This is a genomic window from Thioclava sediminum (assembly GCF_002020355.1).
GTDB classification, from domain to species: Bacteria; Pseudomonadota; Alphaproteobacteria; order Rhodobacterales; family Rhodobacteraceae; genus Thioclava; species Thioclava sediminum.
The window spans coordinates 1,199,555-1,214,584 of record NZ_MPZV01000001.1; the positions used below are offsets into that span (position 1 = coordinate 1,199,555).

The window sequence follows — 15,030 nt, forward strand, 5'->3', positions numbered from 1 at the left end:
TATTTTTCAAGGAACAATGCCCACCCCACGGCCAACGACGTGCGGTGCGAAAAAAAGCCTAAAAAATCCGTGCGAAAACAGGCGCTTAATCGAAATCCTCCTAGCCTTCCTCCACGTCATGGGATATGCTTGAACGGGAAAGATTCACTCCCTAGTCGTTAGAGGCAGCCCGATGCAAACAGGCCTAACCACGCCGCTTTAGCGGCCCGCGTCCTCCTCGAAGGACGCGCTCCGAACTAGATATTGAATATTCACACCCGGCACCCGGGTCGACACGCTGTCGGCCTGCGCCCTTCGTTATTGAAACTCACTCGGACAAACGCCTGTCCGGGCACGGCTGACGCATGCCCATGGTCCAGTTGGGCGCTTGGCTCGAAGCAAAGGAAAGAAGCAAATGGTTCACGAAACAAGCCCGCTCCAACCTTATCTTGAGATCATTGAAGGTATTCTCCCGGTCACGCCGATTGCAATGATCGATCTCGGCAGCGCGCAACAACGCATTCGAGAACATCCCGCGCTTGCTCCGCTCCTGCAGACCTATCTCGCCGATCGCGCCCTTGGCGGACAAGGCGGATCGAGCGCAGACGAAACCTTCGACGCCACACTCTTTATAAAATGGGTGATCGCGCTCAGTAACCTGGCACCCGCAATCGGGGATAACCTAGCGAACGGGGAGCAATCAGCCGCGCCTCTCTTAGAGTCGTGGTGCCCGATAGTCGAAGACGACGTGCCCCTGCTTGTCGGGCGGGTCTCCGGCCACCCGCACCTGCGTGAGGGTGCGCGGGTTCGAACTTCGCCTCTCATGAATCTCCAGCCGAAGGCGGGCTGGGCTCGAAGTTGTAACCGCTTCTATCGCTTGGGCTTATACGATCCAAGTTTCCTGAAAACCCTGCAAAAAGATGGACGCCTTTCTGCGAGCGCAAAGCTCCTGCGCGCTGATCGGAGCTCCTGATCATGCCCGACGTGCTAATTCTAGGAGACTTGCATCTCGATCTCTGGATGCAGAAAAACCGCAACCCATTCGACGACCTTGAGCTCGAGCACGCTGAGCTTCTCATCATAGCTGGCGACCTCGCCAACAAGCCTAAGATCCGTTGGAAACGAGCCCTGGCGCTGATCAGCCAACACGTCGACCTCGATCGGGTTCATATCATCCCGGGCAATCATGACTACTACGATTTTCGGCTCGATGGCGACGACCGCCTCGCGGATCTCGCGCATGAAGCCGGCGCGCATCTCGCGCAAAAACGTGTGCTTATCCATGAGCGCACACGATTTCTCTGCGCCACGCTCTGGACTGACTTCGCGCTCGGACCGGGAAGCGTTGCGGAAAAGTCGTCCCGCAGCGACTGGGTGATGAATGACTATCGCTATATTCGCGTCGCAGGAAGCGGCTACCGCAAGGCGCGGCCAGCCGACACCATCGCGAAGCACCATGAACATCTCGATTGGCTGCGAGGGCAATTGGCGACCCCCTTCGATGGCGAAACCGTCGTCGTCACGCATCATGCCCCGCACCCGGCTGCACTCCCTCCGGGCGCGCCGCTGCCTTGGTGCTACGCTTCAGACCTGACTGCGCTCATCGAGGAATACCAGCCCGAGAAATGGCTTTTCGGCCATACCCACCATGCTGCGGAATTTCAGGTTGGGCGCACGCAGCTGAAGAATGTTTCGAAAGGATATCCAAAATGACAGGAACACACGTATTCGATTGGGGCACTTTCTCCGACTCAGAACCGTTCAGCGGCTTTCTACCAGAGAGCGACTACCCCTTACTTTTTCCGGGAGGCATCCATTTCAATTCCACGGGAAGGGTCTACGCAGTTGACGCAAAAAATAAGCATCTTATCCCCCCCAAACCCGGAGTTTATGCCATACGTGAAGTAGAACCATTTGGAAGGGGGTCAATTTACTGTGGCAGAGCAAGAAATCTAAAGCAAAGAGTACCGCAAAGCATTAGAGAACAAGGATTTGGAACGGAGGTGATTTTTTTAAATGAGGATAACGTTTCAATTCGAGAAGAAGGACAATATTACCAACTTTGCATATTGGCAGAAAAGCTGTGCATACGCGCATTAAGTACAATATGCGCCTACAACAACCTACCAATCAAGCTCTCAAATCAGAAACACCGAGACCCTTTACCTTATTTTGCATGGAAAGACCCGAAAAACTCATCCTACAAACTTCCGATTTCCTTTGCCCAACATGTTCTTTCCAAATTCATGACTCTGCAACCAGAACCTCACAAAATAAGCCGGTTTGAATACACCTACCGTCTATGGACAATCAATAGGGGTGAAATTCCGGACATCACCAAAGATAAAAGAAGCATTTGGGCACCAAGCATCGTTAGCGCCTTAACAGAAAATTATCTGGAACCATTCGATGAACCTTCCGCATATCGCCAATACTTCCTAGATCAACTTGCCCGACAACGATCGAGCGCACGATAAATCAGATGGAACTGGCACTCGAAAAACCTGCTGAGTCTTTTCAGTTTGATTGTCGGCGCACAGCTGTCTTTTAGCCATCAGTGCGGCGGCTCTCCGGGCCGCTGGACAAGCTTCCTCCGTCGTTCGATCGGCTTCGTGCTGAGCTGCTCTCCGATCGGTTGAACAGAATCTGGCACAATATAGCCTACTCGTTGCACCTTCTGATCGGGTTGGTTGAGGTCGCTTCTCTGCCCAGACACTAGCGTCGGTGTCTTGCCGCCAACCGGGCTCCCACGCAGATGAGTGAACCTTCAATTGTGAGACACCACGAAAAAAGTGCGAACATCTTTCCTTTCCTCCTAAAGAGGATAGGGTCGTCACATTAATGTGTAAAAGACGGATCCCATCCGGGCATGCATTGGGGCACCGACAAGACAGGTTCAGTATTTCTGGAACGATGTGTGGCAATCGACCTAGAGGTCGACCCATCGACGGCTCGCATATTTTCGCTTGCAGCGGCCAGCGCCGTCATCGGTAGCGAGGCTCTCATCTTGGGGTCCCGACTTGAGTCCGGTTTACCCAGACTCGAGGAATTCTGCGCCGACTTCGACCACGTGATCGGACATAATATCCTGCGCCACGACCTGCCCCATTTGATGGCGGCATCGCCTCGCCTCGCGCGTCTCGCCCAAGCTCCAATAGACACGCTTTGGCTTAACCCGCTCGCTTTTCCACGTAATCCCTACCACCACCTAGTGAAGCATTATCAGGACGGACGATTGCAGAGCGGTCATGTGAATGATCCCGAGTTCGACGCGAGGCTCGTCTTAGAAGTCTTGAGCAATCAAATCGGCGCCTTCGCGGAGATCGGGCGGCGATCTCCAGACGCCTTGGTCGCCTACCACTATCTCTGTAGCCGGATGCCCCGGAGCGATGGGTTCGATCGGCTCTTCACAGCAATTCGAGGCGCGCCGATGCCCGATATAGCAACGGCCCGCAACGCGATCGAACGCCTGCTTGAGGCGTCATCCTGCGCAGCGCAGCGGAAGGAAGTCCTGAACGATCTCGACGATAGCGCGCTCAGCTGGCCCCTGGCTTATGCACTGTCCTGGATCTCGGTTGCCGGCGGTGACTCCGTGATGCCCCCTTGGGTCCGCGCGCAGTTCCGCGACGCCGCGCGGATCGTTCGCACCTTGCGCGACACGAGATGCGGCGACACTGCCTGCCAATATTGCGCGGCTCACAACGACCCCAAGCAAGCACTGAGCCGCTGGTTCGGCTTTGAGAGTTTTCGTCCGGAGCCTGTCGACGAATTCGGGCGCCCCCTTCAGGAACGCATCGTCGAAACTGCAATGCGACGCGAAAGCCTTCTTGGGATACTTCCGACCGGCACGGGAAAATCCATCTGCTATCAGATCCCTGCCCTTTCGCGCTTCGACAAGACCGGGGCGCTGACCGTCGTCATCTCCCCTCTGGTCGCGCTCATGGCGGATCAGGTCCAGGGCCTTGCACGCGCCGGAATTTCCACGGCGGTCACTATAAACGGCCTGCTTTCGCTTCCCGAACGGCAAGACGCCTTGGACAAGGTGCGTCTCGGCGAGGCTGCGATCTTGCTGATTTCGCCCGAGCAGTTGCGCAGCACCTCGGTCCGCTCCGTGCTCGCCCAGCGCGAGGTCGGCCTCTGGGTTCTCGACGAGGCACATTGCGTATCCAAATGGGGGCATGATTTCCGGCCGGACTACCGCTATGTCAGTCGCTTCATCAAGGAAAGTTCGGGCGAAGACATAGCCCCCGTTCTCTGCCTGACCGCCACGGCGAAACCCGACGTCGTCCATGACATTCGCGAGCATTTCAGCACGCGCCTCGGGTGCAAGCTCACTCTGCTGGACGGTGGCGCATCACGGACGAACCTGAGCTTCAGCGTGTTGCCAACTCAGAGGCAGACGAAGCTGGCCGATATCCTTACTGCGCTCGAAGAAGATTTACCGGCAAGCGGGGTTTCAGGGGCTGTTGTTTATTGTGCCACTCGAAACTCCACCGAACGTGTGGCGGAATTTCTGCGACAGCAGGGGCTTGCGGCGGAACGCTATCATGCGGGGCTTACCGCCGATGAGAAGCGTGAAATCCAGGAAGCGTTCCGAGTGGGTGAGTTGCGTGTGATCGCCGCCACCAACGCCTTCGGAATGGGCATCGACAAACCCGACATCCGACTCGTCGTGCATGGCGATGTGCCGGGTTCTCTGGAGAATTACCTGCAAGAAGCCGGGCGTGCGGGACGAGATCGGGATCCTGCGAAATGTGTCCTCCTATTCAATTCGGAAGATGTCGACCGGCAGTTCAATCTGAGCGCTCGCTCTCGCCTCGCCCGTCACGAAATCGGAGCGATCCTGAAAGCTGTCCGAAGGCTCGATGTCCGATCGGGTAAAAAGGGCGAAGTCATCGCCACCCCAGGCGAGATCGTCCACGAGGAAAAGGACCGGGAATTCCAGCGGGACAGCGCAACCGAAGATACCCGCGTAAAAACGGCCGTGGCCTGGCTAGAAGAGGCGACACTTCTCCGGCGGGAAGAAAACCGCGTTCAGGTCTTCCCTGCTTCGCTTCTCGTGCGAAGCGTCGATCAGGTGCGCAGGATCCTCGATGCTGCGGAGATAACCGGAAATCGCAAGAAGCAACTTCTGAGCATCGTTCAGCATATCATCAACGCGCCAGCGGATGAGGGTATCTCGACCGATCAGCTAAGCGGTGCAAGCGGCCTCACAGGGCCGGCACTGCGAAAGGCGATGACAGATCTCGAAGCGCTCGGGATCGCCAACAACGATACGAACATCACGATCCATATACATATTGGCGGCGCATCGTCTTCACGCGCACGCTTCGAAGCTGCAGCGCGGTTGGAGCGCGACCTGATCGCGCAGATGCGCGAAGACGCACCCGATGCCGATAATGGCGAACCATCGGCATTCAATCTTGCCGCGACGAGTCAGGCACTGCGGGAGAAGGGCCACGGCACGGTGCGGCCGGACGTTGTCGAAAGCCTGTTGCGCGGGATGGCGCAAGACGGGCGCGACATGGAAGGCGGGCGGGGCAACCTTCATTTGCGCAAAGCCTCGCGTTCGAGTCTGTTCGTGCGGCTGCAGCGCTCATGGTCCGTGATCGAGAAGACTGCAGAATTACGCAGACTCGGTGCGGAACGCCTTCTCGAGCATCTCGTCGGTCGCGTTCAGAAGGGGTTGCGCGGGAAAGACATCGCCGTCGAAACCACCTTGGGCGCGTTGCTCAGCGCCATCACCGGAGATGCGATGCTGCGCAGCTCCGTCAACGATCCGAACAAGCTGATGGATCGCGCCTTGCTCTGGTTGCACGAGCAGCAGGTCGTGGCTTTGGGCAAAGGGCTATCCGTCTTCCGTCCCGCCATATCCCTGCATCTCAATCCGAAGGGCGGTCAATTCACGACGCAGCACTTCGCCCCACTGGAGGATCATTACACCGAACAGACTATCCAGACGCATGTGATGGCTGCCTATGGCGAGAAAGGTCTCAATGGCATCAATGATGCAGAACGGTTGGCGGCCGATTACTTCGTGCTCGATCGCGACGCGTTCATGCGCCGCTGGATGCCCGGGCGCGGGACCGAATTTCGGCGGCAAGCCACCGGCGAGGTCTGGAAGCAGATCGTTGAAGACCTGGGCAACAGCACGCAGGAAAAAATCGTTCAGGACGAACGCGAACAGACGAATGTGCTGGTTCTTGCCGGACCAGGTTCGGGCAAGACCCGCGTGCTCGTTCATCGCATCGCGTATCTAGTGAAAATCAAACGCGAGGATCCAAGTGGAATTCTCGTTCTCGCCTATAACCGACACGCCGCTGCGGAAATCCGTGAACGGCTTCGTCGCCTCATAGGCGACGATGCGCGTTTCGTGACCGTCTCCACCATTCATGCGCTCGCAATGCGGCTCGTCGGCGCAAGCTTTGCCGGCCGCGCCAGTGCGGAGGGCCAAGACTTCGACACGCTCCTGATGGATGCGGTGCGCTTGCTTCGCGGTGACGGACTGGACAAGGTCGAAGCAGAGGCGCTGCGCGACACGCTCATTCAAGGCTACCGCTGGATACTCGTCGATGAGTATCAGGATGTCGGCCCGGAAGAATATGCACTGATCTCAGCCGTGGCCGGGCGGAGCTTAGAGGACCCGGATCTGCGGATCAGCCTTTTTGCCGTCGGCGATGACGACCAGAACATCTATTCCTTCGCCGGTGCGTCCATCCGTCATATCCGACAATTCGAGCAAGACTACAGCGCCAAGCCATTCTTCCTGACCGAGAACTATCGCTCGAGCCAACATATCATCACGGCCGCGAATGCCGTGATCGAAGCGGCCTCCGAGCGAATGAAGCTCGGCCACGACATCACGGTCGACAAAGACCGGATCAAAGCCCCACCCGGCGGTGTTATGGAGAGCCTGGATCCCGTGGCACAGGGACGTGTGCAGATCCTGAGTTGCCCGGCAGGAAATGACGCACAGGCGATGGCGGCGCTCGAGGAAATGGTGCGCCTGTCGCAATTGATCCCGGACTGGACATGGTCGCGGGCCGCAATCATCTCGCGAGACTGGCGCAAACTCGCGCCAGTGCGCGACTTTGCGGAAGCGCTCGGCATTCCGGTCGAGTTCGCGAACGAAAAGCTGCCCGGACTGTGGCGCATGCGCGAGATGCAGAGCTTCATAGAGGCGCTTCGCGCGGACCATGGGCGCGTCGTCTCGCTGGGCGATCTCACCGAAATTCTCAATGCGATCCCGTCCTCGCGCTGGACCGATCGCATCGGCGAGGGTCTTGGCCTGCTCGCGCGAGAAGTGGATGGCCGAAACCTACCGGCACCGGATGTGATCGAGTGGTTCGCCGAATGGTCACGCGAGGCCTGGGGCGAACAACGCGGTCTCAAGCTCCTGACAGCGCATCGGGCCAAGGGGCTCGAATTCGACGATGTTGTCATTCTCGATGGTGGGTGGGAACGCCCCTCGCGCAACGAAGATCAGGATGCGCCGCGCCGCCTGTTCTACGTCGCCATGACGCGAGCCCGCCGCAACCTGATCGTCATGAGCAACGACAATCATGAATATCTACCCGCCCAGTCGATCTCTATCGTCAGCCGGACAGCAAATCCGGATTTAACAGCTTTCCCGGGCCCGCGGCGCTACTATCAGTCGGCAGAGATGCGGATGGTCGATCTATCCTTCGCGGGCCGACAACGCGCAGGTCACCCCGCCCTGCGTGCAATCCTTGAAGCGAATGTTGGAAACGCGATCTCCCTGACGCTGGAGAATGATCGCTGGTATCTAAAGGATGCTCAGGGCCGCAGCCTCGGTCGAATGTCGAAGAGTTTTGTTCCGCCGCCGAATACCCGTTTTGCCCGAGGCGAAATCGCCGCAATTCTACGCTGGCGGAAGGAACACGGTGACGAGGCCTTTCACCATATGCTGAAGCGCGATGCTTGGGAGGTGGTGATACCGGAACTGGTGTTTGAGGCGAATTAATTCACCGCAACGGCTATACTGCCCCTCAGCAGACAGGGAGGCCATGCTGCCGAGAGGCTATTTCCGGACGCTCTCTCGCCAGAGCCAAAGTCCGGAAAATTTGACTTTTCCGGACTTTCTCTATGAGATTGACGCCTTCAATGGAGGTCGCCATGGGCGCACATGAAATCGTCGGAATGCTCGGGTTCCTCGCTTTTGGCGCGGCGGCGATCATTCCTGTTTTGATTGAACGCGCTCGCGACTACAAGCGTCTCGCGGCTGATTTTGGTGGCCTCACCGAGGAAGAAGTGCAATGGCTCAAGAGCCAACCGATCTCCGACGATGCCTACTTCGAAGTCGGTGATGACGACGCCGGCGAGTAAAGTTTCGCGCGGCAAGGTCAGAGATGGACGGGCATCTGACACCTCAGTTGCCCGAAGTCGCGAGCCGTCGCAATAGCTGCTGTCAGTCGGCTTCGGTGCTCGATAAACGACACATGACACCCGAAATGCATATTATCGAGCAGGCAAAGCACAGCGCGTGCAGGTGCTCGATAAACCGCATAGAGGTGCGCGGTTCGCGCTGTGGATACCATTTATCGAGCACCCCCACTCCGCCGTAAGTCATTGATATGTTTTGAAAGCGGGGTTTATGAAATACAGCAAAACGAGCAGCCCGGGTTTGGCGCAGTCTAGTCACCGGCAAGGTGATCAGCTGGTTGGTTACTCAAAGAACAATGTGGCCGAACGGCATTGTCGTCGTATCGCCGCAGGAAGGCCGCGAGCAGGAGCCCGCAGCCTCGAGAGAAACGATGAATCACCCGGTATCACCACCTGCAACCACCAGAGTGCTGCCGGTGATGTAGGACGCCTCTCGTGACGCAAGGAAGAGAATCGGCGCAACCTGCTCATCGAGTGAACCGTAGCGCCCCATCATGGTCGAGCTTTTAACCTGCTCGACCGCCTCCGCCATCCAGCCTTGCTCAGCCTCGGTATCGCCTTTGGCATTACGCGGGATACGGCGAGGCGGCGCTTCCGTGCCCCCCGGAGCGGAGGCCACGACCCGGATATTTTCGCCCGCGACTTCCATCGCGAGGCTGGCCGTCAGCGCATTCACCCCTCCCTTGGCCGCCGAATAAGGCACGCGATGGATGCCGCGCGTGGCGTTGCTGGAGACATTCACGATGACGCCCCCACCCCGCGCGCGCAGATACGGCAGGACCGCATGGCAGGACCAAAGCGTTGGCATCAAGGACCGCTGAATCTCGGCCTTGATCTGCGCAGGCTCGAACTCTGCGTAAGGCCGCATCCGGATTGCGCCCCCGACACCCGTCACGAGGATGTCGATCCCGCCGAACGCATCTATCGCTCCCTCCATGACCGCCTCGGCGCCCGCATAGGTTTCAAGATCGGCCACCACCGCTTTTGCCCGGCCTGGACCCGCAGCGTTGATTTCAGCCGCAACCTCGGAGACAAACTCCGCCCGGTCCGCAAGAAGCACATCCGCCCCTTCCGCACAGGCTCGGGCGGCCACGCCAAGACCGATGCCTTGCGCCGCTCCGGTCACGACCATGACCTGCCCCGCAAAGCGCCCCGGGAAATGATCCGTTGCGCTCATGCGGCCTCCGAGGTGCTGATATCCGCGGGCGTAAACTTCTCGTAATGGAAGCTCGCCGGCACGATGTCCTTCTCCGCGAGGAAGTTGCGCACCGCCTCCACCATCGCAGGTGGCCCGCAAAGATAGACGTCCAAATCGCCGTCACGCAGATCCGCATCGCTTAGGTGATGGGTGACATAACCTTTCTGCGGATGGACACTGGACTCATCGGCCACACAGCAGGCGAATGTCAGGTTCGGCAAACGCTGAGACAGCGCCTCGAGCCGCGCAACTTCCACCAGATCGTCATCCGTCGTCACACCGTAGACGAGGTGAACCGGTTGCGAGACTTCCCCGGTCTCGGCCATAACTTCGAGCATCGACAAAAGTGGCGCAAGGCCGGTCCCACCGGCCAGCATCAGCACCGGGCGCTGAACCTGCCGCAGGAAGAAGCTCCCATAAGGGCCTGTGAACGACATCTTCTCTCCGAGTGTCACTGTCTCTGTCAGATGCGTGCTCATCGCCCCGCCGGGCACGTTGCGAATGAGGAACGACGCCTCGGACGCACCGGGTGCCGAGCTGAAGGAATAGGAGCGGGTTTGCCCATCCGGGAGAGCGATATTCACGTATTGCCCCGGCAGGAAGTCGAGTGTCCCTGGGTCAGGCAGCGTCAACCCCAGCCGGATCGTCGTCGGCGATACACGGTCGAGCGTGCTCACCTCGACCGCGAACTCCGCAGGGGTCAGCTTGCAGCTCGACGAGGGCACCGGGACCGAGACGATGCAATCCCCCGAGGGCACCATCTGGCAGGAGAGAACATACCCCTCCTGCGCCTCGTCTTCCGACAAGGCTTCCTCGAGGAAATCATCCCCGAGATCGAAAACTCCCTGCTCGCAACGGCACTTGCAGGTGCCGCAAACCCCGTCCGAACAGTCGACCGGCAGATTCACCTTCTGGCGATAGGCTGCGTCCATCACCGTTTCCATCGGCTTGACCTCGATGACACGGGTCACGCCATCTTCGAAATTGAGCGCTACGCGATAGCTCATGATTGCCTCCGATCACACATGATAGACGTCGATGACCTGATGGATGTAATCGTCCTTCAGGATCACTTTCTTGGCGGCAATCAGCGGCGTGTCGCCCGACAGATCCACCGTATAGAAAGACGTTCCGAAAAAGCTCGTCGTCGTCTTGTAGCGGTGGCTCAGCGTGTGCCAGTTGAACCGCAGATCGATCTCCGTTTCGCGCCGCTCGAGAATTTCGACATTGCTGATCATATGATTGGTGCGCGGCTCAGGCATCGTCGCGCCGGAGCGTTCGGTCTTGATCCGAAAAACCCGGTCCTCGAGCCCGGCCCGATCGGGGTAATAGATCAGGGAGACTTGGCTTTGCGGGTCCTCGATCAGCTGATCGTCATCGTCCCAGGACGGCATCCAGAAGCTCGCCTCGGGCGCGTAACATTCGAGCCAGCGATCCCATTCCCGATCATCGAGCAAGCGCGCTTCGCGATAGAGAAACTGCGTAAGTGCGGTCAGATCATTTGCCAAAGGCGCGTTCATGCCAGTTCCTCCACGCGGCTCTGTGCCTTTTCTGCCTCAAGCGCCTTCAGAAGAGTCTCGGCCCAGAATTCGTGCTGACGAACGAAAAGCCCTTCATCTTCGGCACGCTCTGCGCTGAGGATCGGGTTCATTCCCATCGCCTTGGCGTTTTCATCTGGGCCATTCTCCCAGCGGGTGGCTCCGCGGCTCAGGTCGTTCCAAACGCCATCCGCGGCGGCGTAGGCCTCTTGGCACGCGCGGAATTCTTCCAGATCGTCGGGCGTGCCCATTCCTGAAACGTTGAAGAAGTCCTCGTATTGCCGCAGGCGCAGCGCGCGCTCTTCCGGCGGCTCGCCGACGGGGGCGAAGCAGTAGATCGTGATCTCGGTCTTATCGACGGAGATCGGACGCACCACCCGGATCTGGGTCGAGAACTGATCCATAAGGTAGACATTGGGATAGAGGCCGAGATTTCGCGTCTGGTTGACGATGAAGCTCGTCTTCTCCTCGCCCAGGCGTGCGGCCAGCGCGTCCTTGTGATTCCAGATCGGGCGCACTTCCGGATTCAGTGTCCGGGTCCACAAAAGGATATGCCCCTGCTCGAAGCCGTAGACACCACCCGTGGATTTCGACCAACCATTGGCATCGACGGCCTTGGTGCCCTCTTCCTTGCGGTGCCCCATCGTGGCGGAATAGTTCCAGTGAACCGAGCTGACGTGATAGCCGTCTGCGCCGTTCTCCATCTGCAGCTTCCAGTTCCCGTCGAACGTGTAGCTGGAATTTCCGCGCAGAACCTCGAGCCCCTCAGGTGCCTGATCGACGATCTGATCGATGATGACGCGGGTTTCGCCAAGATGCTTTTCCAAGTCCGCCACGTCGGGGTTCAGCGACCCGAAGAGGAAGCCCTTGTAGCTGGCGAATTTCGCAACCTTCTTGAGGTTATGCGAGCCATCCCGGTTGAAGGCTTCGGGATAGGCGCCGGTCTTCCCGTCTTTCACCTTCAGCAGCTTGCCCGCGTTGTTGAAGGTCCAGCCATGAAACTGGCAGGTGAAACTCGACTTGTTGCCATGCTTGCGACGGCAGAGCGTGGCGCCGCGATGCGCGCAGGCGTTGACCACGGCGTGCAACTCACCTTCCTTGTCGCGGGTGATGATGATCGGCACCCGCCCGATCCAGGTGGTAAAGTAGTCGTTGTTCTGCGGAATCTGGCTCTCATGAGCGAGATAAACCCAGTTACCCTCGAAGATATGCTTCATCTCGAGTTCGAACATCTCTTCATCGGTGAAGATGTCGCGGCGACAGCGGTGAATACCGGTCTCTGGGTTCTCGATCACCGCGTTCTCGATACGGGATTTCAGGTCGTTTGCCATAGGTCCTCCTCCAATCTGGCGCGTTCCTGCAACGGCAGGGTCTTGGCTGGATCGTCGGGCCGAGCGGCTGGGAGACCGACCGTCAGGGTGCAAAAGGTAGTTCCCGAAAAACCGGGTTTCGGAGCCATCTCGCGGCTCTTCAGACCTAATAGGTATCGAGCGATACCTCCCGACGGGTAGCGTCCTCCTCTACCCGGCTCAATCAAGCTTCGGCTAAACTGACAAAGTGAGAGGCGTTTGGCCAAGACCAAGTAAGTCTGCCTTTATGCCGGGAGGGTATAGTATGGAAATGCGGCAGCTCCGCTATTTCGTGGCGGTGGCGCGGGAGAGGAGCTTCTCGCGTGCGGCGAACACACTCAACATGGCACAGCCTCCTCTGAGCCGGCAGATTCAGATGCTCGAGGCGGAGATGGGCGCGGAGCTGATCGACCGCTCGGTGCGTCCGTTGCGCCTGAGCCCGGCTGGGCGTCTGTTCCTGAAGCAGGCCGAACAGATACTCGGCCATGCCGAAGCGACGAAGGTGATGATGACGCGAACGATCAAGAGCGCCAAGCGCAGCGTGGTCTTCGGCTTCGTCGCCTCGACGATGTATGGTCGATTTCCAGCACTGATCCGAGGTTTTCGCAAGAAAGCCAGCGATATCGAAGTGCATCTCGTCGAGATGAGCAGCCTTGAACAAATCAACGCCTTGAAGGAAGGAAGGATCGACGCGGGTTTTGGCACCCAGCGGTTCGAGGACACTGACATCCGGCGCGTTCTGCTGCGTGAAGAACAAATGATCGTCGCCCTTCCGATCACGCATAACCTGGCCGGAACCGACGCGCCGCTGCCCCTGTCGCGGGTCGCCGAAGAGCCGCAGATCCTTTACCCGAGCAAGCCGCGCCCGAGCTACGCCGATCAGGTTCTGACCGTCTTCCACGACCACGGATTGACGCCGATGATCGCCCATGAGGCCCGCGAATTGCACATCGCCCTCGGCCTCGTCGCGGCCGAGGAGGGTATCGCGGTCGTGCCTGCTTCTCTGGACAGGCTCCGGATGGAAGGCATCTGCTATCGTCCCATCGAGGAACACCCCACTTCGCCAATCTTCATGAATTACCGGCAAGGAGACACCTCGCCGCCCATCTGCCTGATGAAGGAAGTCATCTGCGAAATGTATCCCGACTGGGGTTACGCCGTGCCGGAGGGCCTGCGCGAGCCCTGACCCCTTGCGGAGCAGTTTCATTCTAAGCGAGCCACGCACTGCGTGGCCCTATGAAGCACGTGTCAGAGGAAGGAACACGACCGTCGGGGCATGACCTTTCTCGCGATACGCTCTTCGTGCCTGAGCGATCTGCCGGATCGAAAACATCCCCGCCGAAGGATACGCGCTGTGGGAAAGATGGGGGGGCCGGATTTACCAAAAATCGAACCGAGTGGGTCGGCAAAAGGACGCAAGCCATACCCCTGGAGGAAAGCTTCTTTGCCGAGACGACCAATTCAGCTCAAAAGCAGGGAAGACCGCTCTCGATCGTCCGCTTGACTAGATATAGGCGCGTGTGGTGAGCAGTCTTCTCTGGCTGAGCGACGAGAAGATGGCACTGCTCGAGCCGTTCGTCAGAAAAACAGTCCAATGGACTGTTTTCTGATCTTCCTCACTTCCGAAGAGCCATGGCCGCCCACGGGTTGATGATCGTCATATTCTGAGCGGGATAATCTTCATAAACCGCAATGGGTTGCACTGGCGCGATGCACCGCAGGAATACGGTCCACCCAAAACACTCTACAACCGCTGGAAGCGTTGGAGCGAGATGGGCTTCGTGCGCCCAGTGATGGAAACCCACCCTCTGGCCTGGACCTTCTTCTTGCCCTTCATAATGGTCACGACCTTCGCAGTGGTGAACCTCCTGGTGGGCCTGATCGTGGATTCTATGCAGGACGCTCATTCAGAAGAGGAGACCACGCGCACCGGTGCCTACCGGGATGAAGTTCTCCTGCGGCTCGACGCGATCAAGTGGCGGATCGGCGATCTTCGGAGAGGCGACCAAACGGGCGAGTGACGCGGGGAGCCGGGGTGCGTATGAGGCAACCTCGACCGGACTTTGAAGGCGTGAGTTGCCATGGGGGGCGCCACTATCTCTCATAGTCCGCCCTATCTGATTGCGGGGCTCTGAGGGCATACATCTCTCGCTGCAAAGACGCGCAGATCCTCGTAGAATTCGGCGAACGCAATTATAAACGCCGCAATCGGACCGAAATCATGGTCGGCACAAGAAAGAAAAACGTCAGACACAAATCCGTCACTTTCCCACCGTCCTCTCGCCACCTTCTCGCTCAAAGGTTGAGTGGTCGTCATTTCAATTTAAGGAACGACACTTTCTCCAAATAGTTATCTTGGAGCCTAAAATGCATATTTTTTGGTCTTTTTCTTACCTTATATCTCTGCTTTGCCCGAGATGTGATCCCGTTTTCTCAGCCCGCCTTGAGACCCTCAAGGCCATCCAGGCTTTTCCACCCTACCGCTATCGACGGCGTGAACCACCCACACCCTTTCAAGCACATCGTCGAGTGACCTGACGCAGTTAGCCCCTCAAGCTGTCAG

Annotated in this window: 10 protein-coding genes and 1 pseudogene; 7 read left to right on the forward strand and 4 right to left on the reverse strand. The window is 58.3% G+C overall.

Annotated elements, in window-relative coordinates; all coding sequences use genetic code 11:
• Positions 1-394: 394 nt before the first annotated feature.
• From BMI91_RS05290 to BMI91_RS05305, 5 genes are all read left to right on the forward strand, one after another.
• Entirely contained in the window at positions 395-952 is a 558-nt protein-coding gene (locus tag BMI91_RS05290) for a DUF6634 family protein (protein ID WP_078604190.1), read from the forward strand.
• Positions 953-954: 2 nt separating this feature from the next.
• Positions 955-1,692 carry a metallophosphoesterase gene (locus tag BMI91_RS05295; protein WP_078604191.1) on the forward strand — a complete coding sequence of 246 codons (738 nt, stop codon included), beginning with the start codon at positions 955-957 and terminating at the stop codon, positions 1,690-1,692.
• A complete protein-coding gene (locus BMI91_RS19795; protein ID WP_146684013.1) occupies positions 1,689-2,456 on the forward strand; it encodes a GIY-YIG nuclease family protein in 768 nt (255 codons plus the stop codon). Before BMI91_RS05295 ends, BMI91_RS19795 begins: the two co-directional genes overlap by 4 nt.
• A 392-nt stretch (positions 2,457-2,848) precedes the next feature.
• Positions 2,849-7,963 carry a RecQ family ATP-dependent DNA helicase gene (locus tag BMI91_RS05300; protein WP_078604192.1) on the forward strand — a complete coding sequence of 1,705 codons (5,115 nt, stop codon included), beginning with the start codon at positions 2,849-2,851 and terminating at the stop codon, positions 7,961-7,963.
• A gap of 152 nt (positions 7,964-8,115) precedes the next feature.
• The gene (locus tag BMI91_RS05305; protein ID WP_078545561.1) at positions 8,116-8,325 is read left to right on the forward strand and encodes a hypothetical protein; all 210 of its coding nucleotides are present in this window, start codon (positions 8,116-8,118) and stop codon (positions 8,323-8,325) included.
• Positions 8,326-8,758: 433 nt separating this feature from the next.
• Here the strand turns inward: BMI91_RS05305 and benD are convergent, their stop codons facing one another.
• The 4 genes from benD to BMI91_RS05325 are packed head-to-tail and all read right to left on the reverse strand — an operon-like array spanning position 8,759 to position 12,449.
• Positions 8,759-9,559: a benzoate diol dehydrogenase BenD gene (gene benD, locus BMI91_RS05310; RefSeq protein ID WP_078545559.1), complete on the reverse strand. Its 801-nt coding sequence runs from the start codon at positions 9,557-9,559 to the stop codon at positions 8,759-8,761.
• Entirely contained in the window at positions 9,556-10,587 is a 1,032-nt protein-coding gene (gene benC, locus BMI91_RS05315; protein ID WP_078604194.1) for a benzoate 1,2-dioxygenase electron transfer component BenC, read from the reverse strand. The genes benD and benC overlap by 4 nt, the downstream gene beginning before the upstream one ends.
• A gap of 12 nt (positions 10,588-10,599) precedes the next feature.
• Entirely contained in the window at positions 10,600-11,100 is a 501-nt protein-coding gene (gene benB / locus BMI91_RS05320) for a benzoate 1,2-dioxygenase small subunit (protein ID WP_078604195.1), read from the reverse strand.
• Positions 11,097-12,449 (reverse strand): Rieske 2Fe-2S domain-containing protein, encoded by a 1,353-nt coding sequence (locus BMI91_RS05325; RefSeq protein WP_078604196.1) that lies wholly within the window; start codon positions 12,447-12,449, stop codon positions 11,097-11,099. The genes benB and BMI91_RS05325 overlap by 4 nt, the downstream gene beginning before the upstream one ends.
• Before the next feature lie 283 nt (positions 12,450-12,732).
• Here BMI91_RS05325 and BMI91_RS05330 point away from each other — a divergent pair, with 283 nt between their 5' ends.
• Positions 12,733-13,653: a LysR family transcriptional regulator gene (locus BMI91_RS05330; protein WP_078604197.1), complete on the forward strand. Its 921-nt coding sequence runs from the start codon at positions 12,733-12,735 to the stop codon at positions 13,651-13,653.
• A 337-nt stretch (positions 13,654-13,990) separates the two neighbouring features.
• A pseudogene (locus tag BMI91_RS20165) lies at positions 13,991-14,263 on the forward strand (transposase); the annotation flags it as partial.
• Between the last annotated feature and the right edge of the window lie 767 nt (positions 14,264-15,030).

What these genes read in the sequence shown, in the direction of transcription:
- BMI91_RS05290 (WP_078604190.1), top strand. Translation starts at nt 395, where the DNA reads ATGGTTCACGAAACAAGCCCGCTCCAACCTTATCTTGAGATCATTGAA.
- BMI91_RS05295 (WP_078604191.1), top strand. Translation starts at nt 955, where the DNA reads ATGCCCGACGTGCTAATTCTAGGAGACTTGCATCTCGATCTCTGGATG.
- BMI91_RS19795 (WP_146684013.1), top strand. Translation starts at nt 1,689, where the DNA reads ATGACAGGAACACACGTATTCGATTGGGGCACTTTCTCCGACTCAGAA.
- BMI91_RS05300 (WP_078604192.1), top strand. Translation starts at nt 2,849, where the DNA reads ATGCATTGGGGCACCGACAAGACAGGTTCAGTATTTCTGGAACGATGT.
- BMI91_RS05305 (WP_078545561.1), top strand. Translation starts at nt 8,116, where the DNA reads ATGGGCGCACATGAAATCGTCGGAATGCTCGGGTTCCTCGCTTTTGGC.
- benD (WP_078545559.1), bottom strand. Translation starts at nt 9,559, where the DNA reads ATGAGCGCAACGGATCATTTCCCGGGGCGCTTTGCGGGGCAGGTCATG.
- benC (WP_078604194.1), bottom strand. Translation starts at nt 10,587, where the DNA reads ATGAGCTATCGCGTAGCGCTCAATTTCGAAGATGGCGTGACCCGTGTC.
- benB (WP_078604195.1), bottom strand. Translation starts at nt 11,100, where the DNA reads ATGAACGCGCCTTTGGCAAATGATCTGACCGCACTTACGCAGTTTCTC.
- BMI91_RS05325 (WP_078604196.1), bottom strand. Translation starts at nt 12,449, where the DNA reads ATGGCAAACGACCTGAAATCCCGTATCGAGAACGCGGTGATCGAGAAC.
- BMI91_RS05330 (WP_078604197.1), top strand. Translation starts at nt 12,733, where the DNA reads ATGGAAATGCGGCAGCTCCGCTATTTCGTGGCGGTGGCGCGGGAGAGG.